Genomic DNA, 21120 nt, shown 5'->3' with positions numbered 1-21120 from the left:
TCTCGAGCGGGGCGCAGCCGAACAGGTGCGCCGAAGGGTCGGAGCGACCGGGGCCGGCGGGTGGGCCGGCCCCGGTCGCTCCGGGGGAGTGGTGCCGCGTCGAGGACGACGCCGGGCGACCGGTGGTGCTGAGCGACTAGAACTTGCGGTCGGGCAGCGCGGTGGTGGCGGCCTCGGGCGAGTCGAAGGTCTCGCTCGGGACGACGATCGAGGACTCGACCGTCTCGCCGGCCAGGGTCTTCTCGACCGCGTCGAGGGCGGTCTCGCCGAACAGCGGGTTGTACTCGGCGACGAAGCTCAGCTCGCCGTCGGCCAGCGCCTGCAGGGCGTTCTTGGTGCCGTCGATCGTGGCGATCTTGACGTCGGTGCCGGGGGTGAGGCCGGCCTCCTGGACGGCCTGGACAGCGCCGAGGCCCATCTCGTCGTTCTGTGCGAAGACCAGCTGGACGTCGTTGTTGTTCGACTTCAGGACGGTCTCGAAGACGCTCTTGGCCTCTTCGGTGGACCAGTTCGCGGTCTGTGCGCCGATCTTGGTGAACTTCGAGTCGGCGCCGATGACCTCGTCCCAGCCTTCGTTGCGCTCGTTGACGACCGAGACGCCCGCGGGGCCCTCGAGCGTGAAGTACTTCGCGCCGCTCGGGAAGGTGGTCTTGGCCCAGTCGGCGACCGAGGTGCTGACCGCGATGTTGTCCGGCGCGATGCGGGTCACGTAGAGGTCGGTGTTGTCCGGCTCGATGCCGCGGTCGATCAGGATGACCGGGATCTCGGCCTCCTGGGCGCGCTCGAGCGAGTCCTCCCAGCCGGAGCCCTCCGTGGCGGAGAGCAGGATGATGTCGACGCCCTCGTCCACGAAGGAGGTGAAGGAGTCGATCTGCGACTTCTGGTCTCCGTTGGTGGCGGGTGCGTACTTCAGGTCGAAGCCGGCGTCCTTGGTGAACGTGTCCTCGATGTTGGTCTCGTTCGCCTGGCGCCACGCGCCCTCGGGGCCGACGGCCACGAAGCCGATGGTGGTGAGGTCACCGCTCGAGCCGGAGCCCGAATCGGTGCCGGAACCGCCCGAGCAGCCCGCGAGTCCGAACGCGAGTGCGCCGACTGCTGCGAAACCCAGGAACTGGCCGATACGCCTCGTCTTGGACATAGATCTCCTCCTTGAGATCGCGGGCACGAAGAGAGTGCCCGAGATGGTGGACCCCGAAGGGCCTCGAATGCGGGCCTAGCGGCCCGAGGTGCGGTGAGTGCAGGATGTGCAGTGGGCGCCGGCCGAAGCAGCGCCACGTCGAAATGTTACCGTGAACAATTCTTGTGACGCAACAGCACGGCGGTGCGCTTCGGTAACGATCCGGTCGCGGGGCCCGCAGGGCCCGATGGCAACCCTCTGCCCGGTGGTCGGGCCCGGGAGTAGCTTCCCTGGCCATGATGCTCCCTCGATCGCGCTCCGTCCCCGCGACGGCCGCGACGGCGGCCCTCGTGCTCGCGCTCTGCGGATGCTCCGCGGACGGCACGGCGGCCCGCCGCGCGGCCGACGCCTTCCTCTCCGCGCTCGCCGACGGCGACGGCCGCGCGGCGTGCGCGCTGCTCACCGATTCCGCCCGCGAGGCCGTGGAGGACCGGTAGGGCGACTGCCCCGGCGGCGTGCTGGAGCTCGGGATCGCGGAAGACGGAGCAGGGGACGCCGAGGTCTACGGCCGGGCGGCGATCGTGCGCTCCGGCGGCAGCGCGGTGTTCCTCACCCCGGGCGACGACGGCTGGCTGGTGCGCGCGGCGGGGTGCACGCCGGTGGCGGACGCGCCCTTCGACTGCGTCCTGGACGGGAGCTGACGTGCGCACCGCTTCCGCCCTGTACTACGCCGTGATCGTGCTCGGCCTGATCGGGTTCTTCGCCGTCGGGATCCTCGGGAGGTGAGCCGGATGCGCCGCTTCCTGCGCGAGAACGGACTCTCGCTGTTCTTCCTCGCGATCTTCCTGCTCGCTCTCCTCGGGCAGTCGTTCGCCGGGCTCGCCGCGTACAACGACACCCAGGTCGCGGAGGGGCTGCGGGAGGTCGGCTACTGGCGCTTCGTCACCTCCTCCGACTTCGCGATCGACGTCGCCGAGAACTGGCAGTCGGAGTACCTCCAGTTCTTCCTCTACATCGGCGCGACCGTCTGGCTCGTGCAGCGCGGCTCGCCCGAGTCGAAGCGGGTGGGCGAGGAGGGCCTCGAGACCGACGAGCAGCAGAAGGCGGGGGCGTCCGCGGAGGACGACTCGCCGCCCTCGGCGTCCGCCGGCGGCGTGCGGCAGGCGCTGTTCTCGCACTCGCTGCTGCTGGTGATGGGGGTGGTGTTCCTGCTGTCCTGGGCGGCGCAGTCGGTGACGGGCGTCGTGGCCTACAACGAGGAGCAGCTGACGAGCCTGGAAGCGCCCGTCGACTGGCTCGGCTACGTCTCCTCCGCCGACTTCTGGAACCGGACGCTCCAGAACTGGCAGTCGGAGTTCCTCGCGGTGGGCAGCATGGCGGCGCTCGCCGTGTTCCTGCGCGAGCGCGGGTCGAGCGAGTCGAAGAAGGTGGGCGACCCGCACGGGCGGACGGGGATCTGAGCGGTCAGGGGGCGTCGGATCGGACGCGAATCTCGTCGCCCTCGAGGGCGAACCGCAGGGACGTGCCGATCGGGAACCGCTCGCGCAGGGCCTCCGGCGCCGCCGACGTCACGGTGAACTGCGCGACCGCGGGGAACGCTCCGGCCGTGCAGCCCTGGAAGAACAGGCCGTCCTGCGGCTCGGCGGTCCGCACGGTGGAGAGGCACGAGCCGGCGCTCGAGGAGCGGCGCTGCCGGACGACGGTGAGCCCCGTGTCGGCGGGCAGGCTCTGCCGCACGACGGTGAGCCCGCCGAAGTCCTCGGTGGTGACCGATCCGTCGAACCCCAGTCCCTCCCAGCCGGGGAGGTCGGTGCCGTTCGACAGCAGCAGCACGGCGACCTCGCGGCCGGGCTGTCCGTCCCCGGCGGTGGCGAGGAGGGTGGCCCCCGCGGCGACGGCGGCCGTCGCGGCCAGCGCGGCGAGGAGGAGGAGGCCGCGCCGACGGGAGCGGCGGGGCGGGACGTGGCCGAAAGGGTCGGACTCCTCGTCGGCGGAGGCGTCCGCGGAAGGTGCCGCGTCCTCCGGCGCCGCGTCCCCGGAGACCGCGGGAACCACCGCGCCCGGCAGTGCGGTGCCGAGGGCGGGACGGACGCGGGCCTCGAGCGCGGAGAGCCGGGCGAGCGCGCCGGGGTCCCGCTCGATGTCGGAGCCTCGGCCGTAGGCGCGCCGCTGCAGCTCCGCGAGCTCGTCCGGTCGCTGATCGTCCACCCCCGGATCCTCGCAGGCCCGGCGCCCGAGCGGGACCCGCCGGCGCGCCGAGGTCCTGGCGGTCGAGCAGCCCGGACGGCTCATCGAGACCCGGTGGACGGTGCGGCCGCTCGGCCGGCGGGGGAGGTCAGTCGTCGTCGTCGTCGAGGTCGTCGTCGCGGTCGGCGGCGATCATCTCGACGATCGTGTCGACCGTGAGCCAGGGGCCGTTGCTGACCTCGCCGATCTTCTCGCGGTCCTTGAAGACGACGATGCGGTCGCTGAGGCGCACCACCTCCTCCAGCTCGGACGAGATGTAGACGACGGTCACCCCCTCCTTCGCGAGCTGCGCGATGTGCGCCTGGATCTCGACCTTCGACGCCACGTCGATCCCGCGCGCCGGCTCGTCGAGCACGAGTAGCCGCGGACGGGTCGCGAGCCACCGCGCGAGGACCACCTTCTGCTGGTTGCCTCCGGAGAGGTACTTCACCGGGATGTCCGGGTCGGCCGGCGAGATGTTGAGCGCCTCGACGTAGGTGCGCACCAGGGTGTCGGTCTCGGCGGCCGAGAGCGGGTGCGCCCAGCCGCGCAGAGCCTGCAGGCCCAGCACGAGGTTCTCGCGGAGGGAGAGGTCGCCGATGATCCCGTCCTCGCGGCGGTTCTCGCTCGAGTGGGCGATGCGGTGGCGCAGGCCCGACACCGGGTCGGAGATGCGGGCGGGCTCGCCGTCGATCAGCACCTCGCCGGTGTCCGGCTTCTCGACTCCGCTCACGAGCGACGCCAGCTCGGTGCGCCCCGAGCCGCGCAGGCCCGCGAAGCCCACGATCTCGCCGCGGTGCAGCTCCAGATCGGTCGGGCCCACGGCGCCGCGGCGGCCGATCCCGTGCGCGCGGTAGATCGCCGGGCCGACCGGCTGGCGGCGGTGCTCGCGGCGGTCGGAGCCGATCTGCCGCAGCGCATCGATGTCCTTGCCGATCATCTTCGCGATCAGCTCGGCGCGGTCCATGGTGTGCGCCGGGTACTCGCCGACGGTGCCGCCGTCGCGGAGCACCGTCAGCCGGTCGCTGAGGGTGAGGACCTGCTCGAGGAAGTGCGAGACGAACAGGATCGCGACGCCCTGGTCGCGCAGCCTCCGCAGCACCGTGAAGAGGCGGGCCACGTCGCTGAGGTCGAGGCTGGAGGTGGGCTCGTCGAGCACGAGCACGCGCGGACGGTCGACCATCGCGCGGCTGATCGCGACAAGCTGGCGGATCGCCGGCGAGAGCGAGCGCAGCGGCAGGTGCGGGTCGAGGTCCTCCAGGCCCAGCTCGGCGAGCATCTCGGCCGCGCGGTGGTGGGTGCGCGACCAGGAGATGCCGAAGCGGCCGCGGACCTCGTGTCCGAGCATCACGTTCTCGCCGATGCTGAGGTTGTCGGTGAGGCGCTCGTCCTGGAACACGGCCGTGATGCCCGCTGCCTTCGCCTCCGCCGGGCCGCTGAAGCGCCGGGCGACGCCGTCGACGAGGATCTCGCCCGCGTCGGGCTGGTGGATGCCGGTGAGCGTCTTGATCAGCGTGGACTTGCCCGCGCCGTTCTCGCCCATCAGTCCGTGGATCTCGCCCGGCACCAGCCGCAGGTTCCCGTCCTTCAGAGCGGGTCCGGAGGCGAAGGAGACGCGGATGCCGGTCATCTCGACGACGGGTGCCGCGGAGCTCCGGGTCGTCCTCGATGAGATCGCCACGTGCCGTCCTCGGTTCGTGTGCGGCGCGCCGTCAGGGTCCGGCGTGCCAGGGGCTGCCGCCGATGATACGCGAGCGCATGCGGCGGGACGGGAACAGGAGGGTCACGATCGGGGAGCGGCCGTGGAGGAGCGGATCACCAGCTCCGTGGGGATCCGGGTGCGCTGCGGGATCTCCTGGCCGCGGATCCTCGCGTGGATCACCTCGGCGACCGTCGTCCCCAGCTTGTCGAAGTCCTGGCGGACCGTCGTCAGCGGCGGGAGGAAGTGGCGGGCGGTGGGCAGGTCGTCGAAGCCGACGATGCTCATGTCCTCGGGCACGCGGATCCCGCGCTCGACGAGGCCGTGGATCACTCCGAGCGCCATCTCGTCGTTCGCGACGACCATCGCGGTGAAGTCGGGCACCGACTGCAGGCTAGCGGCGAAGTCGTACCCGGAGTCCGGGGTCCAGTCGCCGATGACGATGGGGCGCTCGTGCATCCCCCACGACTTCGCGCGGCTGTGGAAGGCGCGCTCGCGGGCGCGCGCGTCGAGCCAGTCGAGGGGGCCGGAGAGGTGCAGCACGTCGCGGTGGCCGAGGTTCCCCAGGTGGTCGACGGCCTGGAACATGCCGGCCTGCTGGTCGACCGAGACGGTGAGGAAGCTCGGATCCTTATCGCTCTTCACCACGAGCGTCGGCACGCCGATCTCGACGGTGCGGAGGGTCGCCACGGAGGAGGAGCGCGGCGCGATCACGCAGAGCGCGTCGATCCCGAGGCCCATCAGGTGGGCGATCGCGTCGGTGGGGGTCATCTCGAGGTCCGGCCGCAGCGCGACGGAGGTGATCGAGTACCCCTTCTCGCGGGCGGCGCGCTCGATCGCGCGGAGGGTGCTCGACGGCCCGTACTCGGCGCCGCTCTCGATCATCACGCCGATGCGGTCGGTGCGCTGCGTGACGAGGGAGCGGGCGGCGATGTTCGGCCGGTAGTTGAGCTCGTCGACCGCCTCGAGGACCTTCTGGCGGGTCGACTCCTTGATGTTGGGGTGCCCGCTGAGCACGCGCGACACGGTCATGTGCGAGACGCCCGCGACCGCCGCGACATGGCGGAGGTTCGGCCGATCGGCCATGAGAGGACCTCCTCCGCTCCCCGGGCGGGTGAGCCGCGCCACCCCGGCGCGGACGAGGCTCAGAGGGCTCGGCTGCCGGGGGTGGCACCAGCATAGTCAGGCGGGGCCGACCTCCCGGTGGGCGCCTCCTGAGCGGGCGGGCATCGTCCGTTCCGCTGCCGGATCCGCCGTGGCGCGGGGCGGGCGGGACCGTCCCGGTCGCGTCGCTCTCACTGCGGTCCTCGATGATCGAGGGGGCTCCGGGGCGTCGTGAGCCCTCGCCAGAACACGTCGTGCAGGGAATGCTCGGCGACGAGCTCCGGAAGGATCGGGGCCGCGTCCGCTCCTCGTAGGAGGATGTCGTCCAACGAAGCGATGACGTCCACGACCGAGCGCGGAGTGAACTGCCCGGCGAGACGTTTCGCCTTCGCGCGGACGTTGTTGGGCGTGGGGCCCGCATCGATCACGGAGTGGTTCCAGAGCCGGCTGTGGTGAGCGCACCGGTTGCGCAGGTAGACGAGTGCGCGGACCCGGTAGGCGAAACCGGCTCGGGCGACTCCCAGACCGGACGCGACGTCCCCCGCGAGCGATCCTCGTGCCCCTCGCTCGATGCATCTCGACAGAGTTCCGAAGGACCAGGCCTCGACGGCCGACCACACCGGTAGCTCGCCGAAGGCGGCCGCGCCCCTGCCGCCGGGGAGCTCCGTGAAGCGGAGGACATGCCGTTCCCTGCTGCGCTCGATGTCGCGGAGGCACGAATCGACTGTCGACTCCGCGTTCGGAGACTCGGAGTAGAAGCTCTTCTCGAGAGAGCACTCGTACGGGCCGTGCTGACGAGCGATGACATGAGCCGTACGGCTGCGGAGAAGGATCTCGGCATGAGCCAGTCGAGCACGCAGGCTCTGCCGCAGCGCTTCATCTGCGTCGCAGACCGCTCGGACGTCCTCGAACGAGACTCCGTCCGCGAACGAGTCGTCCCCGTCGTGCGGAGCCCGCTGGAAGTAGCGGGCGTACCCGGAGAAGCGGTAGTAGTTCTGCGCGGCCAGGTAGCTCGTGCAGGCCTCCCCGTCGGCGATGCCGAGCCCGCGGTCACGGAGGAGCTGGACCTGCTGCTTCCACGACAGGCTCGGTTTCCGTGCCATCGCAGTACCTCGGTGCCGAAGAAAAAGGCCCCTCCCATGTGAGCATCGCGGAGAGGCTTGGGAGGGGGTCGATCGGATCGAATCTACCAGGCGTCCCTCAGCCGTGGTCCCTGCGGCGCCACTCGACCAGCAGGTGGCACGAGTGCTGATCGGACCATCGCCGCAGGACGGAGAGGGCCGACCGCTGCGGCGCCGAACGCTGCGGGTCTTCGAAGGCGCGGGGCGGGCGAGTACTCTCGGGAGCCTCATGGCACGCGACAACGAACCGACCGTCACCCTCACCGATCCGCTCGAGGAGCGCCTGCGCGCGCAGGTCGCCCGCGAGGGGGAGCGCAACGTCGCCCTGCGATCCGCGGCCCTGCTCACCGGCGGGTACGAGGGCGAGTCCTTCCTCCTCACCGTGGGCGGCGAGCACGCCAACGGGATCCTCAAGGGAGCGCCCTCCCTCTACTGGCCCGAGCTCTGGGGCGCCCGCGCGCTCCTCTACGTCTGGGACGACGACGCCGCCGACGCGGTGACCGCCGGACTCGCGAACCCCTCCTGGCGCGTCCGCGAGATGTGCGCCCGCGTCTGCGCCGAGCGCGTGCTGGGCGGGCAGAAGAAGCTGTCCCGCCTGACCACCGATGAGCACCCCCGGGTCCGCGCGGCAGGAGCCCGCGCTCTCGTGGCGGCCGCTCTGGCGGGGATCTCCTCCGGTCGCGACGCGAAGGGCGAGTTCGCGGCGAGCGTCGAGGCCGTCCTGACGGGCATGCTCCGCGACCCGGACCGCGACGTCCGCCGCGCCGCGCAGCAGTCGGCCGACGCGCTGCGGGACGCCCGCTCGGCCTGAGCGGACCGCCCGCCGGCGGTCGAGGCGTCGCGAAGGGCCGCTTCCCGGCTCCGATGACGACCGTTCGTGACGCCTCGGAGCCCCGGGGGCTCAGCCGACCAGGTGCGTCGCGCGCTCGAAGGCGCGCTTCAGCTCGTCGCGCTTGCGGGGCTGGCTCATCGCCCTCTGGCCGGGGCTCCACGAGTCGATGACCGTCGGGCCGTCGACCAGGTACGGCTCGATGTTCTTCTTCCAGCCGCTGGTCGGCGCGGTCCCGGCGTTGACGACGACCCGCAGGTCGGGGAGCAGCGGCAGGAGCCGGCGCAGCTCCATCGCGCCCTGCCGCACCTCGTCCGCGTCGGGGGCGCCGTCGAGCTGCCACGGCACGATGTTCCAGACCAGGGTGCGGGCGTGCAGTCCGACCTCGTCGCGGAGGGTCCAGGTCGAGGCGGCGGTCGCGTCGTCGTTGTCGACCGAGACGAAGCCGGAGCCGTCGGGGGCGGTCGACATCGGTCCCGGGGCCTCCAGCACGATGAGCGCACGCGCCTCGACGCCGGCCTCGGCCGGGTCGAAGTCGGGCACCACGGCACCCGGATGCCTGCGCATGCGCCGGGCGAGGAGCTCCTCGCGGAACGCCCGGAGGGGCTGCACCGAGGGCTCGTCCTCGAGCAGGGCCCGGCGCTCGTCGAGGGCGGAGCGGTCGCGGAAGCCGTACGGCTCGGTCAGGAACACCCTCCGAGGCTAGTCGCGATCGGCGCCGCCGCGGGAGGTGGGCCTGCGGGCGCCCTCCTGGGTGACCCCTGCAGGGCCTGGCTCGCGCCGCCCCCGGCTCCTACGGTCTGACTGCAGTCGAGAATCTGGACCGGAGGGGGTCACCGTGTCGGACGAGCCGTCAGTGAGCATCGGGGTTCCGTACGTCGAAGGGGGGTCGTCGCCACAGGTGCTGGACGTGTACAGCAGGTCGGTGTCCCCGGCCGAGGACGCCGCTCGGCCGGCCGTCGTGCTGATCCACGGCGGCGGGTGGTTCCGGGGGGACAAGAGCAAGGAGCGGGCGCTCGCGACGATGCTGGTCGACGCCGGCTACCTCGTGTTCGCGGCGGACTACCGCGAGGCTCCGGACTCGGTCTTCCCGGCCAGCAGGGACGACGTGCTCGCCGCGGAGCGGTGGGCGGTCGCGTCCGAGTGGGCGTTCGACCGGAGCAGACTGGCGTTCTTCGGCGGATCGGCGGGCGGGAACCTGGTCGTGGAGGCCGCGATCGCCACCGGCCGGCCCGCCGTCAGCTGGTCGGGGATGTTCGACCTCCTCGGCATCGTCGAGGCGACCGACGACCTCCCGGCCACGCCGACGACGCAGGACCTCGACGCCATGAAGAGCGCCGACATCAACCAGACCGGCCGGAACGACGCCTTCCTGCGCTGGACGATCCTCAACGAGGTCGGGGGCGACCGCGGGCTGCTCACCGCCGCCTCAACGACGCGCCACGCCTCCCCGGACGGTGGGCCGGTGTTCCTGGCCAACTCGCTCGGCGAGTTCGTCCCCGTGAGCGACGCGCAGGCCATGCAGGCGGCGCTCTCCGCGGTCGGAGTCGCCAGCACGCTGCAGCTGATCCCGGGCACCCGTCACGCCGAGGGGTACACGGAGGCGGCCATCGGCCCCTCGCTCGCCTTCCTCCGCGACGCCCTCCCGCCGGCCCGAGCATGACGACGACGGAGTTCGCCGGAGTCGGAAACGTCTTCTACTTCGTCGACGACCTCGACGCCGCGATCGCCTGGTACTCGGCGCGGCTCGGGCGCGAGCCCGTCGTCCGCGGCGGGGCGCTCGTGGCCTACGACCTGGACGGCACCCGCCTGACGCTGCACGAGCGGGACGAGCTGAACCGGCCCGGACCCGACGGCACGAGCCCGTACTGGACGGTCCCCGACGTCGACGCCGTCGTCGCCGACTGGACGGCGAACGGCGCCGTCGCCCACCGCGGTCCGAAGACGGTGTTCACGGGGGAGCGGCTGTGCCAGCTGCTGGACCCGTTCGGCAACCTCTTCTCGGTGCGGCAGGCCGTGCCCCGTGACTGAGGACGTCGCTCCGGCTCCGGCCGCCCCGGCGCAGACGTCCGCGCCGGCGCAGCCGTCGGCCTGGGCGCCCATGGCGATCACCGCCTTCCGCGTGCTGTGGTTCGCCCAGCTGGGCAGCAACATCGGCACCTGGATGCAGACCGTCGGAGCCCAGTGGTACCTGGTCGAGGCGGCCGCGGGCGCGGCGGTCGTCGCGCTCGTGCAGACGGCGAGCCTGGCGCCCTCGATCCTCGTCGCCCTCCCCGCGGGCGTGCTGGCCGACTCGCTCGACCGGCGGCGGCTGCTCATCTGGGGGTCGTCGGCCAGCGCGCTGCTGGCGGCGGCTCTGACGGTCGTGGCGGCGGTCGGTGCGCTGACGCCGTGGACGATCCTGGCCTTCACCTTCCTCCTCGGCATCACCTCCACCCTGACCTCGCCCGCCTGGCAGGCGATCCAGCCGGAGCTCGTGCCCCGGAACCTGATCGCGGCGTCGTCGGCCCTCGGAGGGGTGACGGTGAACGGCGCGCGCGCGGTCGGCCCGGCCCTGGCGGGCGTCGTCCTCTCGGCGTTCGGCGCTCCGGTAGTCTTCGGCATCAATGCACTGAGCTTCATCGGCGCGGCGCTCGCTCTGCTCTGGTGGAAGCGGCCGGCGCAGACCGGCCTCGACGACCGCGAGCAGTTCGGCGCCGCGCTGAAGGGAGGGATCCGGTACGTCGCCTCCGCGCACCTCGTCCGCCGGATCCTCCTCCGCTCCGCGCTCTTCGCCCTGCCGGCCAGTGCGCTCTGGGCGCTGCTGCCGCTCACCGCGAAGCGCCTCCAGCTCGACTCCAGCGGCTACGGCTTCCTCCTCGGGGCCCTCGGTGCCGGTGCCGTGCTCGGCGTCTTCGCCCTGCCGCTCGCCCGCCGGAAGCTCTCGGACGACGTCGTCATCGGGGCGAGCGCCGTGCTGTTCGCGGCGGGGACGCTCGCGGCGGCCTTCCTGCCCCTCGTCCCGGCGCTGCTGCTGCTGGTCCTCGCGGGGCTGGCCTGGATCGGCACCCTCACCGTGCTGAACGCGGCACTGCAGCTCACACTGCCGCAGTGGGTGCGGTCCCGCGGAGCCTCGATCTACATCCTGGTCTTCATGGGGACCATGGCGGTCGGCTCGATCGGCTGGGGCCTGGCCGCGCAGGTGCTCGGCACCGCGCCCGCGTACGCCGCGGCGGCCGCTCTGCTCCTCCTCGTGGCGGCCAGCGTGCGGGTACTGCCGCTGCTGCCGGGGACGGGCACCGTCGACCGCAGCATCTCGATGTCGTGGCCGACGCCCACGCTGGTGTTCGAGCCGGAGCCGACGGACGGGCCGGTGATGGTGCAGATCTCGTGGACGGTCCGCCCCGACTCCCTCGCGGACTTCCGATCGGCCTTGCGGCTGCTGGAGAGCTCCCGCCGCCGGACCGGCGCCTCGCGGTGGGCGCTCTACCGGAGCGGGGAGGAGGCCGACGTGCAGCTGGAGACGTTCATGGTGCCCTCGTGGGGCGAGTTCCGGCGGCAGGAGACCCAGCGGCTCACCGGCCGCGACCGCGAGATCCGCGCGGCGGCGCTGACCCACGCCGACGGCGATCCCGTCGAGCGGCACTTCTTCCCGAGCGCGACGCCCTCCTCCTGAGAGAGGGAGCGGCGGCGAGCCGTCCCCGTGATCGTCGAGACGCCGGCCTGCGAGCGGTGTCCCGGCGGCGCGCGGACGCCTCGGCGCGTCTCGGGCGCGAGGGCCGAGGTGCGCCGCGGTCAGCCGCCGACGGTGGAGCCGAAGCCGGACTTGCCGGAGGAGCCGAAGCCGCCCGAGAGGGTCGCCTTCGAGCCGACGGTCGAGCCGGCCGGCGCACGCTGCACGACGTCGGGCTGGGTCGCTCCGCGGGCCGCGAAGCCGCCGGACGCGACGGGCGCCCAACTGGTCGCCCGCGTCGAGTTCCAGCGCGAGGACGCGAAGATCAGCGGGCCGAGCCAGAAGCCGCCGGCGTAGTGCCCGCGGTACTCGTCGGTCGCCTCGCACAGCTGCTCGGGGTCGTCGCCGACCTCCTCGCCCTGCGCCTGGAGCTGGGCGATCTGCTCCCGCACGTCGGCGAGGCAGTCCTCGCGGCTCGCGTAGACGGGGCGCTCGGCGTTCTCGGGGATGACGTAGTCCTGGCCGTCGGCTCCCGTGGCGACGACGCCGTCGGTCGAGGGGCCGCCGTTCGCGAGAGCGACGGCGAGGCCCACCGCGCCGACCGCGACCGCGCCGCCGATGAGCAGGCCGCGGCGGTTCTTCGCGATGCCGCTGATGCCCACGCTCCGGGAGCGGTGGGGAGCGGTGCGGGTGGAGCCGTCGCCGCGGCCGGTGCCGCCGCTCGAGCCGCCGCTCGGCGTGCCGGAGCCCGCCTCGGGCTCGCGGCTGCCCCAGTCGTTCCCGGAGCTCGGCGTCCCGGAATCGCCGGGGGTGCGGTCGTCGTCCGTCATCGGGTCTCCTCGTCCTGCGGGCGGGCCGCGCGGGTGTCCTGCGGCCGGTCGTGCTCGGGGGCGCCGTACTCGGGCGCGGGGGTGCCGGGCGCGGGAGCGCCGTAGGCGGGGGTGGCGCCGTGCCCGGGGCGGGAGGCGGCCGACGCGCCGTCCGCGGCCGTCGCGACCCCGTCGCTCCGTCCGCCCTCGATGTAGTGGGGGACGAACTCCGCCAGGTCGCCGGTGATCAGGCCGCTCGTCTCGCGCACGTCGATGCCGGCCGGGGTCTCGCCGACGATCCAGCTGCCGATGACGACGGTCTTCCCGTCGACCCGGGCCAGCTCGGCGCGCTCCTGGTGGATGAAGCCCTCGGCGCCGTAGCTCCCGCCGTTCTCGGCGACGACCGAGCCGTCGGCGTCGAGGACCGTCACGTTGGCGCCCTCCCGCCCCAGGCGCGGCTTGCGCACCTGGGCGGTGCCGGGCAGCGGATGCACGGAGGCGGGCAGCAGGTTCGGGTGGCCGCGGAACATCTCCCACAGCACCACCAGCAGCTGCTTGTTGCTGAGCAGGAGCTTCCACGCCGGCTCGACCCAGCGGGTGCGCTCGCGCCGGTCGAGGAGGAGGCCGCCGAACTGCTCGCCGAGCATCCACTCCCACGGGTAGAGCTTGAAGACGTGGCGGATCGGCTCGCCGTCGCCGTCGAGGAAGCCGGCGCCGTCGAGCTCGTAGCGGATGTCCTCGACGAAGATCAGCTTGGGGTCGAAGCCGGCCTGCGCCGCGGTCTCGGCCATGTAGGCGACGGTGTCGGCGTCCTCGACGATCAGCTCGCCGTCTCCGGAGTCGTGCAGCGACGCGAGGTGCAGCCGGGCGCCCTCGTCGAGGCTCCAGCGCTCGAGGCGGAGGTGGCGCCACTGCTCGACGAGCTGCTCGTGCAGGCTGTTGAACTGGTCGGCGTCGGGCCCCTTCGTCTCGACGAGCCACTGCCACTGGGCCGCGGCGGTCTCGACCAGCGAGGTCGGGGTGTCGGCGTTGAACTCGAGCAGCTTCACTGCGCCCGCGCCGTCGTAGGCGAGGTCGAAGCGGCCGTAGACCGTGGGGTCGTCCTCGTCCCACGAGGTGCGCACCAGGTCGTGGAAGCGGGGCGGGATGCCGAACTCGGCGAAGCGGCCCTTCCGCACCACGAGCTCGCACGCCTCCATGCAGAGGTCGAAGAGCTCCGAGGTCGTGCGCTCGAGCAGGTCGATCTCGGCGGGCTCGAAGGAGTAGGCCGCGGACTCGTTCCAGTAGGGGCGGCCGCCCTCGGAGGGGAGGTCGTAGAAGCTGAAGCCGATCTCGTCGCAGCGGGCTCGCCAGTCCGGTCGCGGAGTGAGGGTGTGTCTGCGCATGATGTCCGGCAAGTGTAGGTCGGGCGTCCGCGTGAGGGCAGGGGGTGGCGCCGTCCTCCGCGCTAGCCTCGACGGGAGCGAAAGGCCGTGCCATGACCGCACCCCTCCCGCTCGCGGGCGTCCGCGTCCTCGAGCTCGGCAACTTCATCGCGGCGCCCACCGCGGGCCGGCTGCTCGCCGACTTCGGCGCCGAGGTGATCAAGGTGGAGCGGCCCGGCACGGGGGACGAGCTGCGCCGCTGGCGGCTGCACGAGGGGTCCGAGACCTCGCTCCTCTTCCACACGATCAACCGCAACAAGCGCTCGATCGCGCTCGACCTGCGCACGGACGAGGGGCGCGACGCCGTCCGCCGCCTGGTCGCCGAGTGCGACGTGGTGCTCGAGAACTTCCGGCCCGGCACGCTCGAGCGCTGGGGGATCGGGCCGGCCGTGCTCGACGATGCCCGGCCCGGCATCGTGATCGGCCGCATCTCCGCGTTCGGGCAGACCGGCCCGCTGTCGGCCCGGCCCGGGTTCGCGGCGGTCGCGGAGGCGATGGGCGGGTTCCGCGAGCTGGTCGGCGACCCGGACCGGCCGCCCGTGCGCGTCGGCGTCTCGATCGGCGACTCGATCGCCGGGCTGTACGCGGGCTACGGAGTGATGATGGCGCTGTTCCAGCGCGAGACCCGCCGCTCCGCGGGGCTGGATCCGGCACCGCTGGCGGAGCGGGTCGTCGACGTCGCGCTGCACGAGGCGATGTTCTCGATGACGGAGTCGCTGATCCCCGACTACCAGGCGCACGGCATCGTCCGGGAGCGCGTCGGCGGGCGGATGGAGGGCATCGCCCCGACCAACGCCTACACCTGCGCCGACGGGGCGAGCATCGTGATCGCGGGGAACGCGGACGCGATCTTCCAGCGGCTGATGGCGGTGATCGGCCGCGCCGACCTGGGCGGGGACCCGGCGCTCGCCTCGAACGAGCAGCGCTGGGCCCGGCGCGACGAGCTGGACGCGGCGATCGGCGCGTGGACGGCGGGCCGCACCGCCGCCGAGGCGCTCGCGGTCCTCGACGACGAGGGCGTCCCCTCCGGCCCGATCTACACGGCCGCCGACATCAGCGCGAGCGAGCAGTACGCGGCGCGCGACATGATCCAGGCCTTCGACGTCGAGGACGCCGGCGGCACCCTGTGCGGCGTGGGCTTCCCGGGGATCGTGCCGGTGCTCGGCGGCCGCTCCCTCCCCATCCGCTCGCTCGCGCCCGACCTGGGCCAGGACACCGAGGAGGTGCTGGGGATGCTCCGGCGGATCGGTCCCGCTGCTCCCTCCGCCGGCGGGGCTGCTGCTGCAGCTCCGGCCGCTGCTGCTGCAGCTCCGGCCGCTGCTGCTGCAGCTGCTCCCTCCGCCGCCGCTGCCGAGGAGGCCGGCCGGTGACCGCGCTCGCCTCCGCGCGCCTGCGAGACGTCACCCTCCGCGACGGCCTGCAGCTCACCGGCAAGCTCCTGACGACCGAGCGCAAGGTCGACCTCGCGCGCACGCTGCTCGCCGCAGGGGTGCCCGAGCTCGAGATCGGCTCGCTCGCGCGCGGCGACCTCGTCCCTCCGATGGCCGACACCCTCGACGTGATCGCCGCGCTCACTCCCGAGGAGCTGGAGCGGTGCTGGGTGTGGGTCGCGACTCCGCGCCACGTCGAGCGTGCGGCCGCCGCGGGGGCGCGCCGCTTCCAGTACTGCTTCTCGGCGTCCGACTCGCACAACCTCGCCAACGTCGGCAGGCCGACCGAGGCGAGCCTGGCCGCGATGCCGGAGGCGGTCGCGCTCGCCGAGAGCGTCGGCGGGCGGATCCAGCTGTGCATCGCCACCTCCTTCACCTGCCCGTTCGAGGGTCCGGTCGACCCGGAGCGCGTGCTCGCGATCGCGCGCGACCCGCGAGCGGCGGGAGCGGCCGACGTGGTCGTCTGCGACACGCTCGGGCAGGCGCACGCCGGCCAGGTGGCGTCGCTCGTCTCGCGCGTGGCCGCGGAGACCCCGCCGCGCGAGATCGTGTTCCACGGCCACGACACCTGGGGCTCGGGCGTCGCGAACGCGATCGCCGCCGTGCAGGCCGGGGCCGCGGTGGTCGACGGCGCGCTCGGCGGCCTCGGCGGCTGCCCCTTCGCGCCGGGCGCCAGCGGCAACACGGCGACCGAGGACCTCCTGTTCGCCCTGCGCCCCGACTGGTTCACGCCCGGCGCGCTGGCGGTCCTCGTCGGCGAGTCGGAGTCGCTGCTCGCCGAGCTCGGCGAGCCCGGCCGCTCGAAGGCCGCGCAGGGCGCCCGCTCGAACGCCCCCGCGTTCCCCTGGGCGCTCTGAGCGGATCGTCCCCCGCCCGCCGGTCCGAAGCGTCGCGAACGGCCGCCTCCCGCCGCGGAGGACGACCGTTCGCGACGCCTCGACAGCGTCGTGCGGGTCAGCGCGCGAGCAGCGCGCCGAGGCGTGCGCGCTCGGCGCGGAGGACGTCGACCAGGAGGGAGCCCTCGGGCGCGGCGAGCCAGCGCTCCAGGGCGAGGTCGAAGAGGGCGGAGGCCGCGAGGGCGGCGAGGGCCGCGTCCTCCGGCGCGACTCCGGCGTCGACGAGGGCGGCGCGCATGCTCTCGGCGAGGGCGGCCGACTTCAGGAGCTCGCGCTCGCGCAGCTGCGACTCGGAGCGCACGACGGCACGGCGGGCGGCGATCGGAGCGCGCCAGGTCTGGAGGTCGCCCGAGGCGGCCGCCTCGAGGCCGTGCATCACGAGGTCCATCGGCGCGAGGCCGGCGGGGGCGCCGGCGAGCAGGCGGCCGACGATCTCGGGGAACTCGCGCTCGCGGAGGAAGAGGACGTCGCGCTTGTCGGCGAAGTGGCGGAAGAAGGTGCGGGTGGTGAGCCCGGCGCGCTCCGCGATCGCGGGGACGGTGGTGCCCGCGTAGCCGTGCTCGGCGAAGAGCTCCATCGCCGCCTGCTCGAGGCGGAGGGCGGCGTCGGGGGCCCAGCGTGACATCCGCCCAGGATAGCTGACGACACGACGTGTCATCGGGAGTAGTGTGACGACACGTCCTGCCATCACTTCCGACTGGAGCCGCCCGTGCCCGAGAACGCCGCCGCCCTGCTGACCGCCCCGCGGGCCGACCTCGTCGTCCGCCCCGCTCCGATGCCCGTCCCCGGTCCGGGGGAGGTCCTGCTGCGCAACCGCGCCCTGGCCGTGAATCCGGTCGACGAGATGAAGCAGTGGACGGGCGATCTGATGTTCCGGTGGGTGCCGTACCCGGCGGTGCTCGGGGAGGACGTGGCCGGAGTGGTCGAGGCGGTCGGCCCTGGAGTGACGCGCTTCGCCGTCGGCGACCGGGTCGTCGCGTACGCGGTCGGGATGGAGCGCGGGCGGCGGAACCGCGACGAGGGCGCCTTCCAGGAGTACACGGTCGTGCGCGAGGACCTGGCGGCGCCGATCCCCGACCGGCTGGGCTTCGAGGAGGCGGCGGTGCTGCCGCTCGCGGTCTCGACGGCGGCGACGGCGCTGTTCCAGCGGGACCACCTCGCCCTGCCGCACCCGAGCGTCCCGGTCCGGCCGACGGGCAGGACGGTCGTGGTCTGGGGCGGGACGACGAGCGTGGGGAGCAACGCGATCCAGCTCGCCGTCGCCTCCGGGCACCGCGTGGCGACGACCGCGTCGCCCCGCAACCACGATCGGATGCGCGAGCTGGGCGCCGAGATCGTGCTCGACTACCGCAGCCCCACCGTCGTCGCCGACCTGGTGGCGGCGCTCGCGGGCCACGAGGTCGCGGGGGTGCTCGCGATCGGGACGGGCTCCGGTGCCCCGTCGGTGGCGGTGGCCGCGGGCACCAGAGCGCGACGCGTCGCCCTGGCCAGCCCCTCCGTCTCGTTCGGCTCGCTCCCGCGCCGGCGCGGTGTCAGCGGCGCCTTCGTGCGGACGATGCTGCGCCTGGTCGGCGGCACCGCGGCGCTGCAGATCGCGGCCCGTCGCCGCGGCATCCGCGCCCGCTTCGTCTGGGGCGGCTCGCTGACGACGAACGAGGTGGGGCCGATGCTGTGGCGCGACCACCTGCCGGCGGCGCTCGCCGAGGGCCGTCACGTCTGCGCCCCGGCGCCCGAGGTGGTGGGTGAGGGGCTCGCCGCGCTGCAGCCCGCCCTCGACCGGCTGCACGAGGGTGTGTCGGCGGTGAAGCTGGTCGTCCGGCTCTGAGGGCGGGCCGCCGCCGCCCGCCCAGGCCGTGCCGCGGACCGGCCGCTCCGCCCGCAGCCGCTCCGCCCGAGCCGTGCCGCCGAGTGGCCGCAGCGCCGGAGCCTCGGTATCGTGGCGCGCTCCGACGCGACCCGAGGAGATCCCGTGATCCGCCGCACCGCCCCCGGAGCCGCCGCGCTCCTCCTGCTCGCCCTGACCGGCTGCTCCGCCGGGTCGTCGCCCGCGGCGTCCCCGTCCGCCACTCCGGAGCCCGTCGGCGGCCTCGGGGTCGCCGTCTCGGCGCTCTGCGAGCCCGGCTCCGATCCGCAGTGCGTCCCGGTCGGCGGGCAGGACGTCCTCGTCGATCCCGAGGACTTCACCCGCGCGGGCGTCGCCGCGGTAGAGGCCGATCCGAGCACGGGGGTCGTCGACGTCCGGTTCGACGAGGCGGGCGCCGCCCTCCTGCGTCGCGGCTCGCAGGCGGCCATCGACGAGGGGGCCGACGGCCGGCTCCTCCTCCGCGTGGGCGACCGGGTCGAGTCTGCGCTCTCCGTGATGCAGCCGATCGAGGGCGACACCGTGCAGATCGTTCCCGCGGAGGGCGACGCGCAGGGGCTGGTCGACCGGATCCTCGCCGGCTGACGCCCGCCTAGGATCGGCGCATGGCGAAGGGTTTCCGCACGGAGCGCGCGCAGGCGCTCCTCCTCGCGCAGCCCTGGGCGCTCTCGCTGGTGAGCGCCGTCTTCGTGGCGGGGATGCTCTGGCTGGCGGCGGACGCGGGCTGGGATCTCGGCGCGGTCGTCGGCGGCGGACGCCGGCACGCACCGCTGTGGCTGGTGCTCCTGCTCGGCCTGCCGCTGTTCGGCGCCGGAGTGGTGCTCGGCGCGGTCCGGCAGGTGCGGCTCCTGCGGCGGCCGGCGGCGCCGCCCGTCCCGAGTCCGGAGGCGGAGCGGCTGCGGCGCGAGGGCCCGGGCTGGCTCAGCCGGCGCGAGGACGAGCGGGCGGCGCAGGACGGGACCGGGAGCGCGCAGGGCGGCATCGGCAGCACACCGGACGTGATCGGCAGCGCTCCCGACGGCACGGACGACCCGCGCGACGAGGCCCGCTGACCGCGCCTCAGAGGTGCAGCATCCCCCAGTCGATGATCACGGCCAGCGCCGTGTAGGCCGCGGCCACCGCTCCGACCGCCTTTCCCGCGCGGTCGAGGTCGGCCTGCGGGTCCGGACCGGCGTCGGCGACGACCCGGAGCAGCGCTCCGACCAGCGCGATCAGCGTGATCGCCAGGATCCAGACCTTGAGCGACGCGTGCGGATCGACGTGCGCGAGCGTCAGCGCGACGACCGGCACCGCCACCACGAGCACCGACGCCAGCACCAGGAGGCAGCCGCGCCGGGTGAGGCCGGTCGGCCCGAAGGAGCCGCCGCGCATCCAGGCGCGCACGCGCTGCCTCCGCGACGCGGGCGGACCGCCGGCGGAGTCCGCGTCGGTCGAGGGCCCCCAGTCCTGCGCGGTCGTCATCGCGCGGTGCCGGAGCGGTCGGGAGTCGGGCTGGGCCGCATCGGGTCCTCCAGGAGACGAGGGGGCACGTCGGACGGTGGTGCCGACCCCTCAGTCTCGGGAGCGCCTCCGGCAGCGGCAAGCGCCTCTTCCGGACATGTCCGGAAGAGGACGCTCAGGCCCGTCCCTGCAGGATCAGATTCCAATACACCCACGGCAGGACGCGGCGGTCGGCGAGGTAGGTGAGGCGCCGCTCCTTCGCCAGGCCCGTCCAGAAGGGGACGGTCGGCTTCGGGCGGTAGCGGTCGTCGAACTCGGCGAACACCACGCTCGACCGCGAGACCACGAAGGGGCAGACGGAGTAGCCGTTGTAGACGCGGGGGAGCGGGCGCCCCTTCTGCGCGGCGACGAGGTTCTTTGCGAGCGTGGTGGTCTGCTGGCGCAGTGCTCCTCCGGACTTCGAGTTGACCGTGGCCGCCGCGTCGCCGAGCGCCCACACGTCGGGGAACCGCGGGTGCCGCAGGGTCAGCGGGTCGACCTCGACGAAGCCGCCCTCGTCGCCCTCGGCGGCCAGTCCGGTGCCGGCCAGCCAGTCGGGGGCCGACTGCGGGGGCACGGCGTGCAGCACGTCGTACGACAGCGTCTCGCGCGGGCCGTCGGTCGAGCGCCGCGCGCGGTCGGGGCCGGGGAGGGCGGTCGCGCGCTCGTCGACGGCGAGGACGACCCTCCGCTCGGCCGCGTCGACCTCGACCAGCTCGCGGCCATAGCGGACCTCGATCCCGTACTCCGCCACCTTCCGCTCGAGCTCGGAGTCGATCAGCGGCATCCCGAACAGGGTGGGGGTCGGCACGACGAGCACGACGCGGATGCGGTCGAGGACGCCGGTCGCGCGCCAGTAGTCGCAGGCGAGGTACATCGGCTTCTGCGAGGCGCCGGAGCAGGTGCCGGGGCCGCCGGGCTGCGTGAAGACGACGGTGCCGGAGCGGACCTCGCGGAGCACCTGCGACGCCTTGCGGGCGTACTCGTACTCGTAGTTGGACACTCCGAACGGCGAGTCCATCGCCTCCTGGAGCCCGGGGACCGCGGCCCAGTCCTTCTGGATCCCGGGGCAGACGACGAGCTGCCCGTAGCCGACGGTGCGGCCGGAGAGGAGGGTGACCGTGTGCGCGACCGGGTCGATCGTCTCGACGCGGTCCTGGATCCAGACGACCCCCTTCGGCGTCACCGAGCCCTGGGGCCGGGTCGCCGCGGAGGCGGGTGCGGTGCCGCCCGCGACGTGGGAGAGCATCGGCTGGTAGACGTGGGTCGACCGGGGCTCGATCACCGCGACGTCGTCCACTCCGGAGCGCCGCAGCCGTCCCGCGGTCGAGAGTCCGGCGTTGCCGCCGCCGATGATGAGGACGTCGTGGCGGGCCGCGCCGGGATCGGTCATGGCCTCACCCTAGGGGCGCGCCGGGGCGAGCGGACGGGCTTGCGCAGACCCGCGGAAGGGGGTGCGCTCGGAGCGCCCGG

The 21120-nt window shown here is 73.7% G+C and carries 23 protein-coding genes; 12 read left to right on the top strand and 11 right to left on the bottom strand.

Annotated elements, in window-relative coordinates; genetic code table 11:
- Positions 1–136: 136 nt before the first annotated feature.
- On the bottom strand, positions 137–1138 hold the full coding sequence (locus tag C5C56_RS10185; protein WP_104247802.1) for an ABC transporter substrate-binding protein: 1002 nt from the start codon (positions 1136–1138) through the stop codon (positions 137–139).
- A gap of 275 nt (positions 1139–1413) precedes the next feature.
- Here C5C56_RS10185 and C5C56_RS10180 point away from each other — a divergent pair, with 275 nt between their 5' ends.
- The 3 genes from C5C56_RS10180 (at position 1414) to C5C56_RS10170 (ending at position 2577) form a co-directional block, all read left to right on the top strand.
- A complete protein-coding gene (locus C5C56_RS10180) occupies positions 1414–1614 on the top strand; it encodes a hypothetical protein (RefSeq protein WP_104222395.1) in 201 nt (66 codons plus the stop codon).
- Positions 1615–1632: 18 nt separating this feature from the next.
- Positions 1633–1818 (top strand): hypothetical protein, encoded by a 186-nt coding sequence (locus tag C5C56_RS10175; protein WP_104222396.1) that lies wholly within the window; start codon positions 1633–1635, stop codon positions 1816–1818.
- A 90-nt stretch (positions 1819–1908) separates the two neighbouring features.
- Positions 1909–2577 (top strand): DUF6766 family protein, encoded by a 669-nt coding sequence (locus C5C56_RS10170; protein ID WP_104319533.1) that lies wholly within the window; start codon positions 1909–1911, stop codon positions 2575–2577.
- 4 nt (positions 2578–2581) lie between these two features.
- Here C5C56_RS10170 and C5C56_RS10165 read toward each other — a convergent pair whose 3' ends face one another.
- The 4 genes from C5C56_RS10165 to C5C56_RS10150 all read right to left on the bottom strand — a co-directional run bounded on the left by C5C56_RS10165 (position 2582) and on the right by C5C56_RS10150 (position 7249).
- On the bottom strand, positions 2582–3325 hold the full coding sequence (locus C5C56_RS10165) for a hypothetical protein (RefSeq protein ID WP_104319532.1): 744 nt from the start codon (positions 3323–3325) through the stop codon (positions 2582–2584).
- Positions 3326–3452: 127 nt separating this feature from the next.
- The gene (locus C5C56_RS10160) at positions 3453–4973 is read right to left on the bottom strand and encodes a sugar ABC transporter ATP-binding protein (RefSeq protein WP_104255631.1); all 1521 of its coding nucleotides are present in this window, start codon (positions 4971–4973) and stop codon (positions 3453–3455) included.
- Between the two features lie 153 nt (positions 4974–5126).
- Complete coding sequence (locus C5C56_RS10155) at positions 5127–6128, bottom strand: LacI family DNA-binding transcriptional regulator (RefSeq protein ID WP_104222399.1); 1002 nt, start codon at positions 6126–6128, stop codon at positions 5127–5129.
- A 209-nt stretch (positions 6129–6337) separates the two neighbouring features.
- The gene (locus C5C56_RS10150; RefSeq protein WP_104319531.1) at positions 6338–7249 is read right to left on the bottom strand and encodes an Abi family protein; all 912 of its coding nucleotides are present in this window, start codon (positions 7247–7249) and stop codon (positions 6338–6340) included.
- Positions 7250–7496: 247 nt separating this feature from the next.
- Between C5C56_RS10150 and C5C56_RS10145 the strand changes: the two genes are divergently transcribed.
- Positions 7497–8078 (top strand): HEAT repeat domain-containing protein, encoded by a 582-nt coding sequence (locus tag C5C56_RS10145; RefSeq protein ID WP_258065656.1) that lies wholly within the window; start codon positions 7497–7499, stop codon positions 8076–8078.
- Positions 8079–8168: 90 nt separating this feature from the next.
- Here the strand turns inward: C5C56_RS10145 and C5C56_RS10140 are convergent, their stop codons facing one another.
- Positions 8169–8789 carry a hypothetical protein gene (locus tag C5C56_RS10140; protein ID WP_104319530.1) on the bottom strand — a complete coding sequence of 207 codons (621 nt, stop codon included), beginning with the start codon at positions 8787–8789 and terminating at the stop codon, positions 8169–8171.
- A 217-nt stretch (positions 8790–9006) separates the two neighbouring features.
- On the opposite strand from C5C56_RS10140, the gene C5C56_RS10135 reads away from it, so the two are divergent.
- From C5C56_RS10135 to C5C56_RS10125, 3 genes are read left to right on the top strand one after another with little or no spacing between them, the layout of a single operon-like run.
- A complete protein-coding gene (locus C5C56_RS10135) occupies positions 9007–9759 on the top strand; it encodes an alpha/beta hydrolase (RefSeq protein ID WP_181065720.1) in 753 nt (250 codons plus the stop codon).
- A complete protein-coding gene (locus C5C56_RS10130; RefSeq protein WP_104250023.1) occupies positions 9756–10127 on the top strand; it encodes a VOC family protein in 372 nt (123 codons plus the stop codon). The genes C5C56_RS10135 and C5C56_RS10130 overlap by 4 nt, the downstream gene beginning before the upstream one ends.
- Positions 10120–11751 (top strand): MFS transporter, encoded by a 1632-nt coding sequence (locus tag C5C56_RS10125; protein WP_258065655.1) that lies wholly within the window; start codon positions 10120–10122, stop codon positions 11749–11751. The genes C5C56_RS10130 and C5C56_RS10125 overlap by 8 nt, the downstream gene beginning before the upstream one ends.
- 119 nt (positions 11752–11870) lie before the next feature.
- Here the strand turns inward: C5C56_RS10125 and C5C56_RS10120 are convergent, their stop codons facing one another.
- Together C5C56_RS10120 and C5C56_RS10115 are read right to left on the bottom strand one after the other, a co-directional pair.
- Positions 11871–12578, bottom strand: coding sequence for a hypothetical protein (locus C5C56_RS10120; RefSeq protein WP_104292575.1), 708 nt, complete (start codon positions 12576–12578; stop codon positions 11871–11873).
- Positions 12575–13942 carry a glutathionylspermidine synthase family protein gene (locus C5C56_RS10115; protein WP_104319528.1) on the bottom strand — a complete coding sequence of 456 codons (1368 nt, stop codon included), beginning with the start codon at positions 13940–13942 and terminating at the stop codon, positions 12575–12577. The genes C5C56_RS10120 and C5C56_RS10115 overlap by 4 nt, the downstream gene beginning before the upstream one ends.
- A 92-nt stretch (positions 13943–14034) precedes the next feature.
- Between C5C56_RS10115 and C5C56_RS10110 the strand changes: the two genes are divergently transcribed.
- Both C5C56_RS10110 and C5C56_RS10105 read left to right on the top strand, forming a co-directional pair.
- Positions 14035–15351, top strand: coding sequence for a CaiB/BaiF CoA-transferase family protein (locus C5C56_RS10110; RefSeq protein ID WP_104319527.1), 1317 nt, complete (start codon positions 14035–14037; stop codon positions 15349–15351).
- Complete coding sequence (locus C5C56_RS10105; RefSeq protein ID WP_104319526.1) at positions 15348–16268, top strand: hydroxymethylglutaryl-CoA lyase; 921 nt, start codon at positions 15348–15350, stop codon at positions 16266–16268. The genes C5C56_RS10110 and C5C56_RS10105 overlap by 4 nt, the downstream gene beginning before the upstream one ends.
- Before the next feature lie 97 nt (positions 16269–16365).
- Here C5C56_RS10105 and C5C56_RS10100 read toward each other — a convergent pair whose 3' ends face one another.
- The gene (locus C5C56_RS10100; RefSeq protein ID WP_181027219.1) at positions 16366–16932 is read right to left on the bottom strand and encodes a TetR/AcrR family transcriptional regulator; all 567 of its coding nucleotides are present in this window, start codon (positions 16930–16932) and stop codon (positions 16366–16368) included.
- Between the two features lie 84 nt (positions 16933–17016).
- Here C5C56_RS10100 and C5C56_RS10095 point away from each other — a divergent pair, with 84 nt between their 5' ends.
- From C5C56_RS10095 to C5C56_RS10085, 3 genes are all read left to right on the top strand, one after another.
- Positions 17017–18132, top strand: coding sequence for a zinc-binding alcohol dehydrogenase family protein (locus C5C56_RS10095; protein WP_104319525.1), 1116 nt, complete (start codon positions 17017–17019; stop codon positions 18130–18132).
- 144 nt (positions 18133–18276) lie between these two features.
- Positions 18277–18753: a hypothetical protein gene (locus C5C56_RS10090; protein ID WP_104269290.1), complete on the top strand. Its 477-nt coding sequence runs from the start codon at positions 18277–18279 to the stop codon at positions 18751–18753.
- A 20-nt stretch (positions 18754–18773) separates the two neighbouring features.
- Positions 18774–19220, top strand: coding sequence for a hypothetical protein (locus tag C5C56_RS10085; RefSeq protein ID WP_104319523.1), 447 nt, complete (start codon positions 18774–18776; stop codon positions 19218–19220).
- 7 nt (positions 19221–19227) lie between these two features.
- Here C5C56_RS10085 and C5C56_RS10080 read toward each other — a convergent pair whose 3' ends face one another.
- On the bottom strand, positions 19228–19629 hold the full coding sequence (locus tag C5C56_RS10080; RefSeq protein ID WP_104226999.1) for a hypothetical protein: 402 nt from the start codon (positions 19627–19629) through the stop codon (positions 19228–19230).
- Between the two features lie 154 nt (positions 19630–19783).
- Complete coding sequence (locus C5C56_RS10075; RefSeq protein ID WP_104234352.1) at positions 19784–21040, bottom strand: NAD(P)/FAD-dependent oxidoreductase; 1257 nt, start codon at positions 21038–21040, stop codon at positions 19784–19786.
- Positions 21041–21120 lie beyond the last annotated feature (80 nt).

The sequence above is a fragment of the Rathayibacter sp. AY1D1 genome (assembly GCF_002932635.1).
Classification (GTDB): domain Bacteria; phylum Actinomycetota; class Actinomycetes; order Actinomycetales; family Microbacteriaceae; genus Rathayibacter.
Note: the sequence above shows the minus strand (reverse complement) of the source record. Positions and strands in the feature narration are given on the sequence as shown.

Coding starts and splice junctions, on each gene's coding strand:
- C5C56_RS10170 (WP_104319533.1), top strand. CDS start 1,909: ATGCGCCGCTTCCTGCGCGAGAACGGACTCTCGCTGTTCTTCCTCGCG.
- C5C56_RS10110 (WP_104319527.1), top strand. CDS start 14,035: ATGACCGCACCCCTCCCGCTCGCGGGCGTCCGCGTCCTCGAGCTCGGC.
- C5C56_RS10185 (WP_104247802.1), bottom strand. CDS start 1,138: ATGTCCAAGACGAGGCGTATCGGCCAGTTCCTGGGTTTCGCAGCAGTC.
- C5C56_RS10160 (WP_104255631.1), bottom strand. CDS start 4,973: ATGACCGGCATCCGCGTCTCCTTCGCCTCCGGACCCGCTCTGAAGGAC.
- C5C56_RS10115 (WP_104319528.1), bottom strand. CDS start 13,942: ATGCGCAGACACACCCTCACTCCGCGACCGGACTGGCGAGCCCGCTGC.
- C5C56_RS10150 (WP_104319531.1), bottom strand. CDS start 7,249: ATGGCACGGAAACCGAGCCTGTCGTGGAAGCAGCAGGTCCAGCTCCTC.
- C5C56_RS10130 (WP_104250023.1), top strand. CDS start 9,756: ATGACGACGACGGAGTTCGCCGGAGTCGGAAACGTCTTCTACTTCGTC.
- C5C56_RS10075 (WP_104234352.1), bottom strand. CDS start 21,040: ATGACCGATCCCGGCGCGGCCCGCCACGACGTCCTCATCATCGGCGGC.
- C5C56_RS10085 (WP_104319523.1), top strand. CDS start 18,774: ATGGCGAAGGGTTTCCGCACGGAGCGCGCGCAGGCGCTCCTCCTCGCG.
- C5C56_RS10155 (WP_104222399.1), bottom strand. CDS start 6,128: ATGGCCGATCGGCCGAACCTCCGCCATGTCGCGGCGGTCGCGGGCGTC.
- C5C56_RS10100 (WP_181027219.1), bottom strand. CDS start 16,932: ATGTCACGCTGGGCCCCCGACGCCGCCCTCCGCCTCGAGCAGGCGGCG.
- C5C56_RS10145 (WP_258065656.1), top strand. CDS start 7,497: ATGGCACGCGACAACGAACCGACCGTCACCCTCACCGATCCGCTCGAG.
- C5C56_RS10120 (WP_104292575.1), bottom strand. CDS start 12,578: ATGACGGACGACGACCGCACCCCCGGCGATTCCGGGACGCCGAGCTCC.
- C5C56_RS10080 (WP_104226999.1), bottom strand. CDS start 19,629: ATGACGACCGCGCAGGACTGGGGGCCCTCGACCGACGCGGACTCCGCC.
- C5C56_RS10180 (WP_104222395.1), top strand. CDS start 1,414: ATGATGCTCCCTCGATCGCGCTCCGTCCCCGCGACGGCCGCGACGGCG.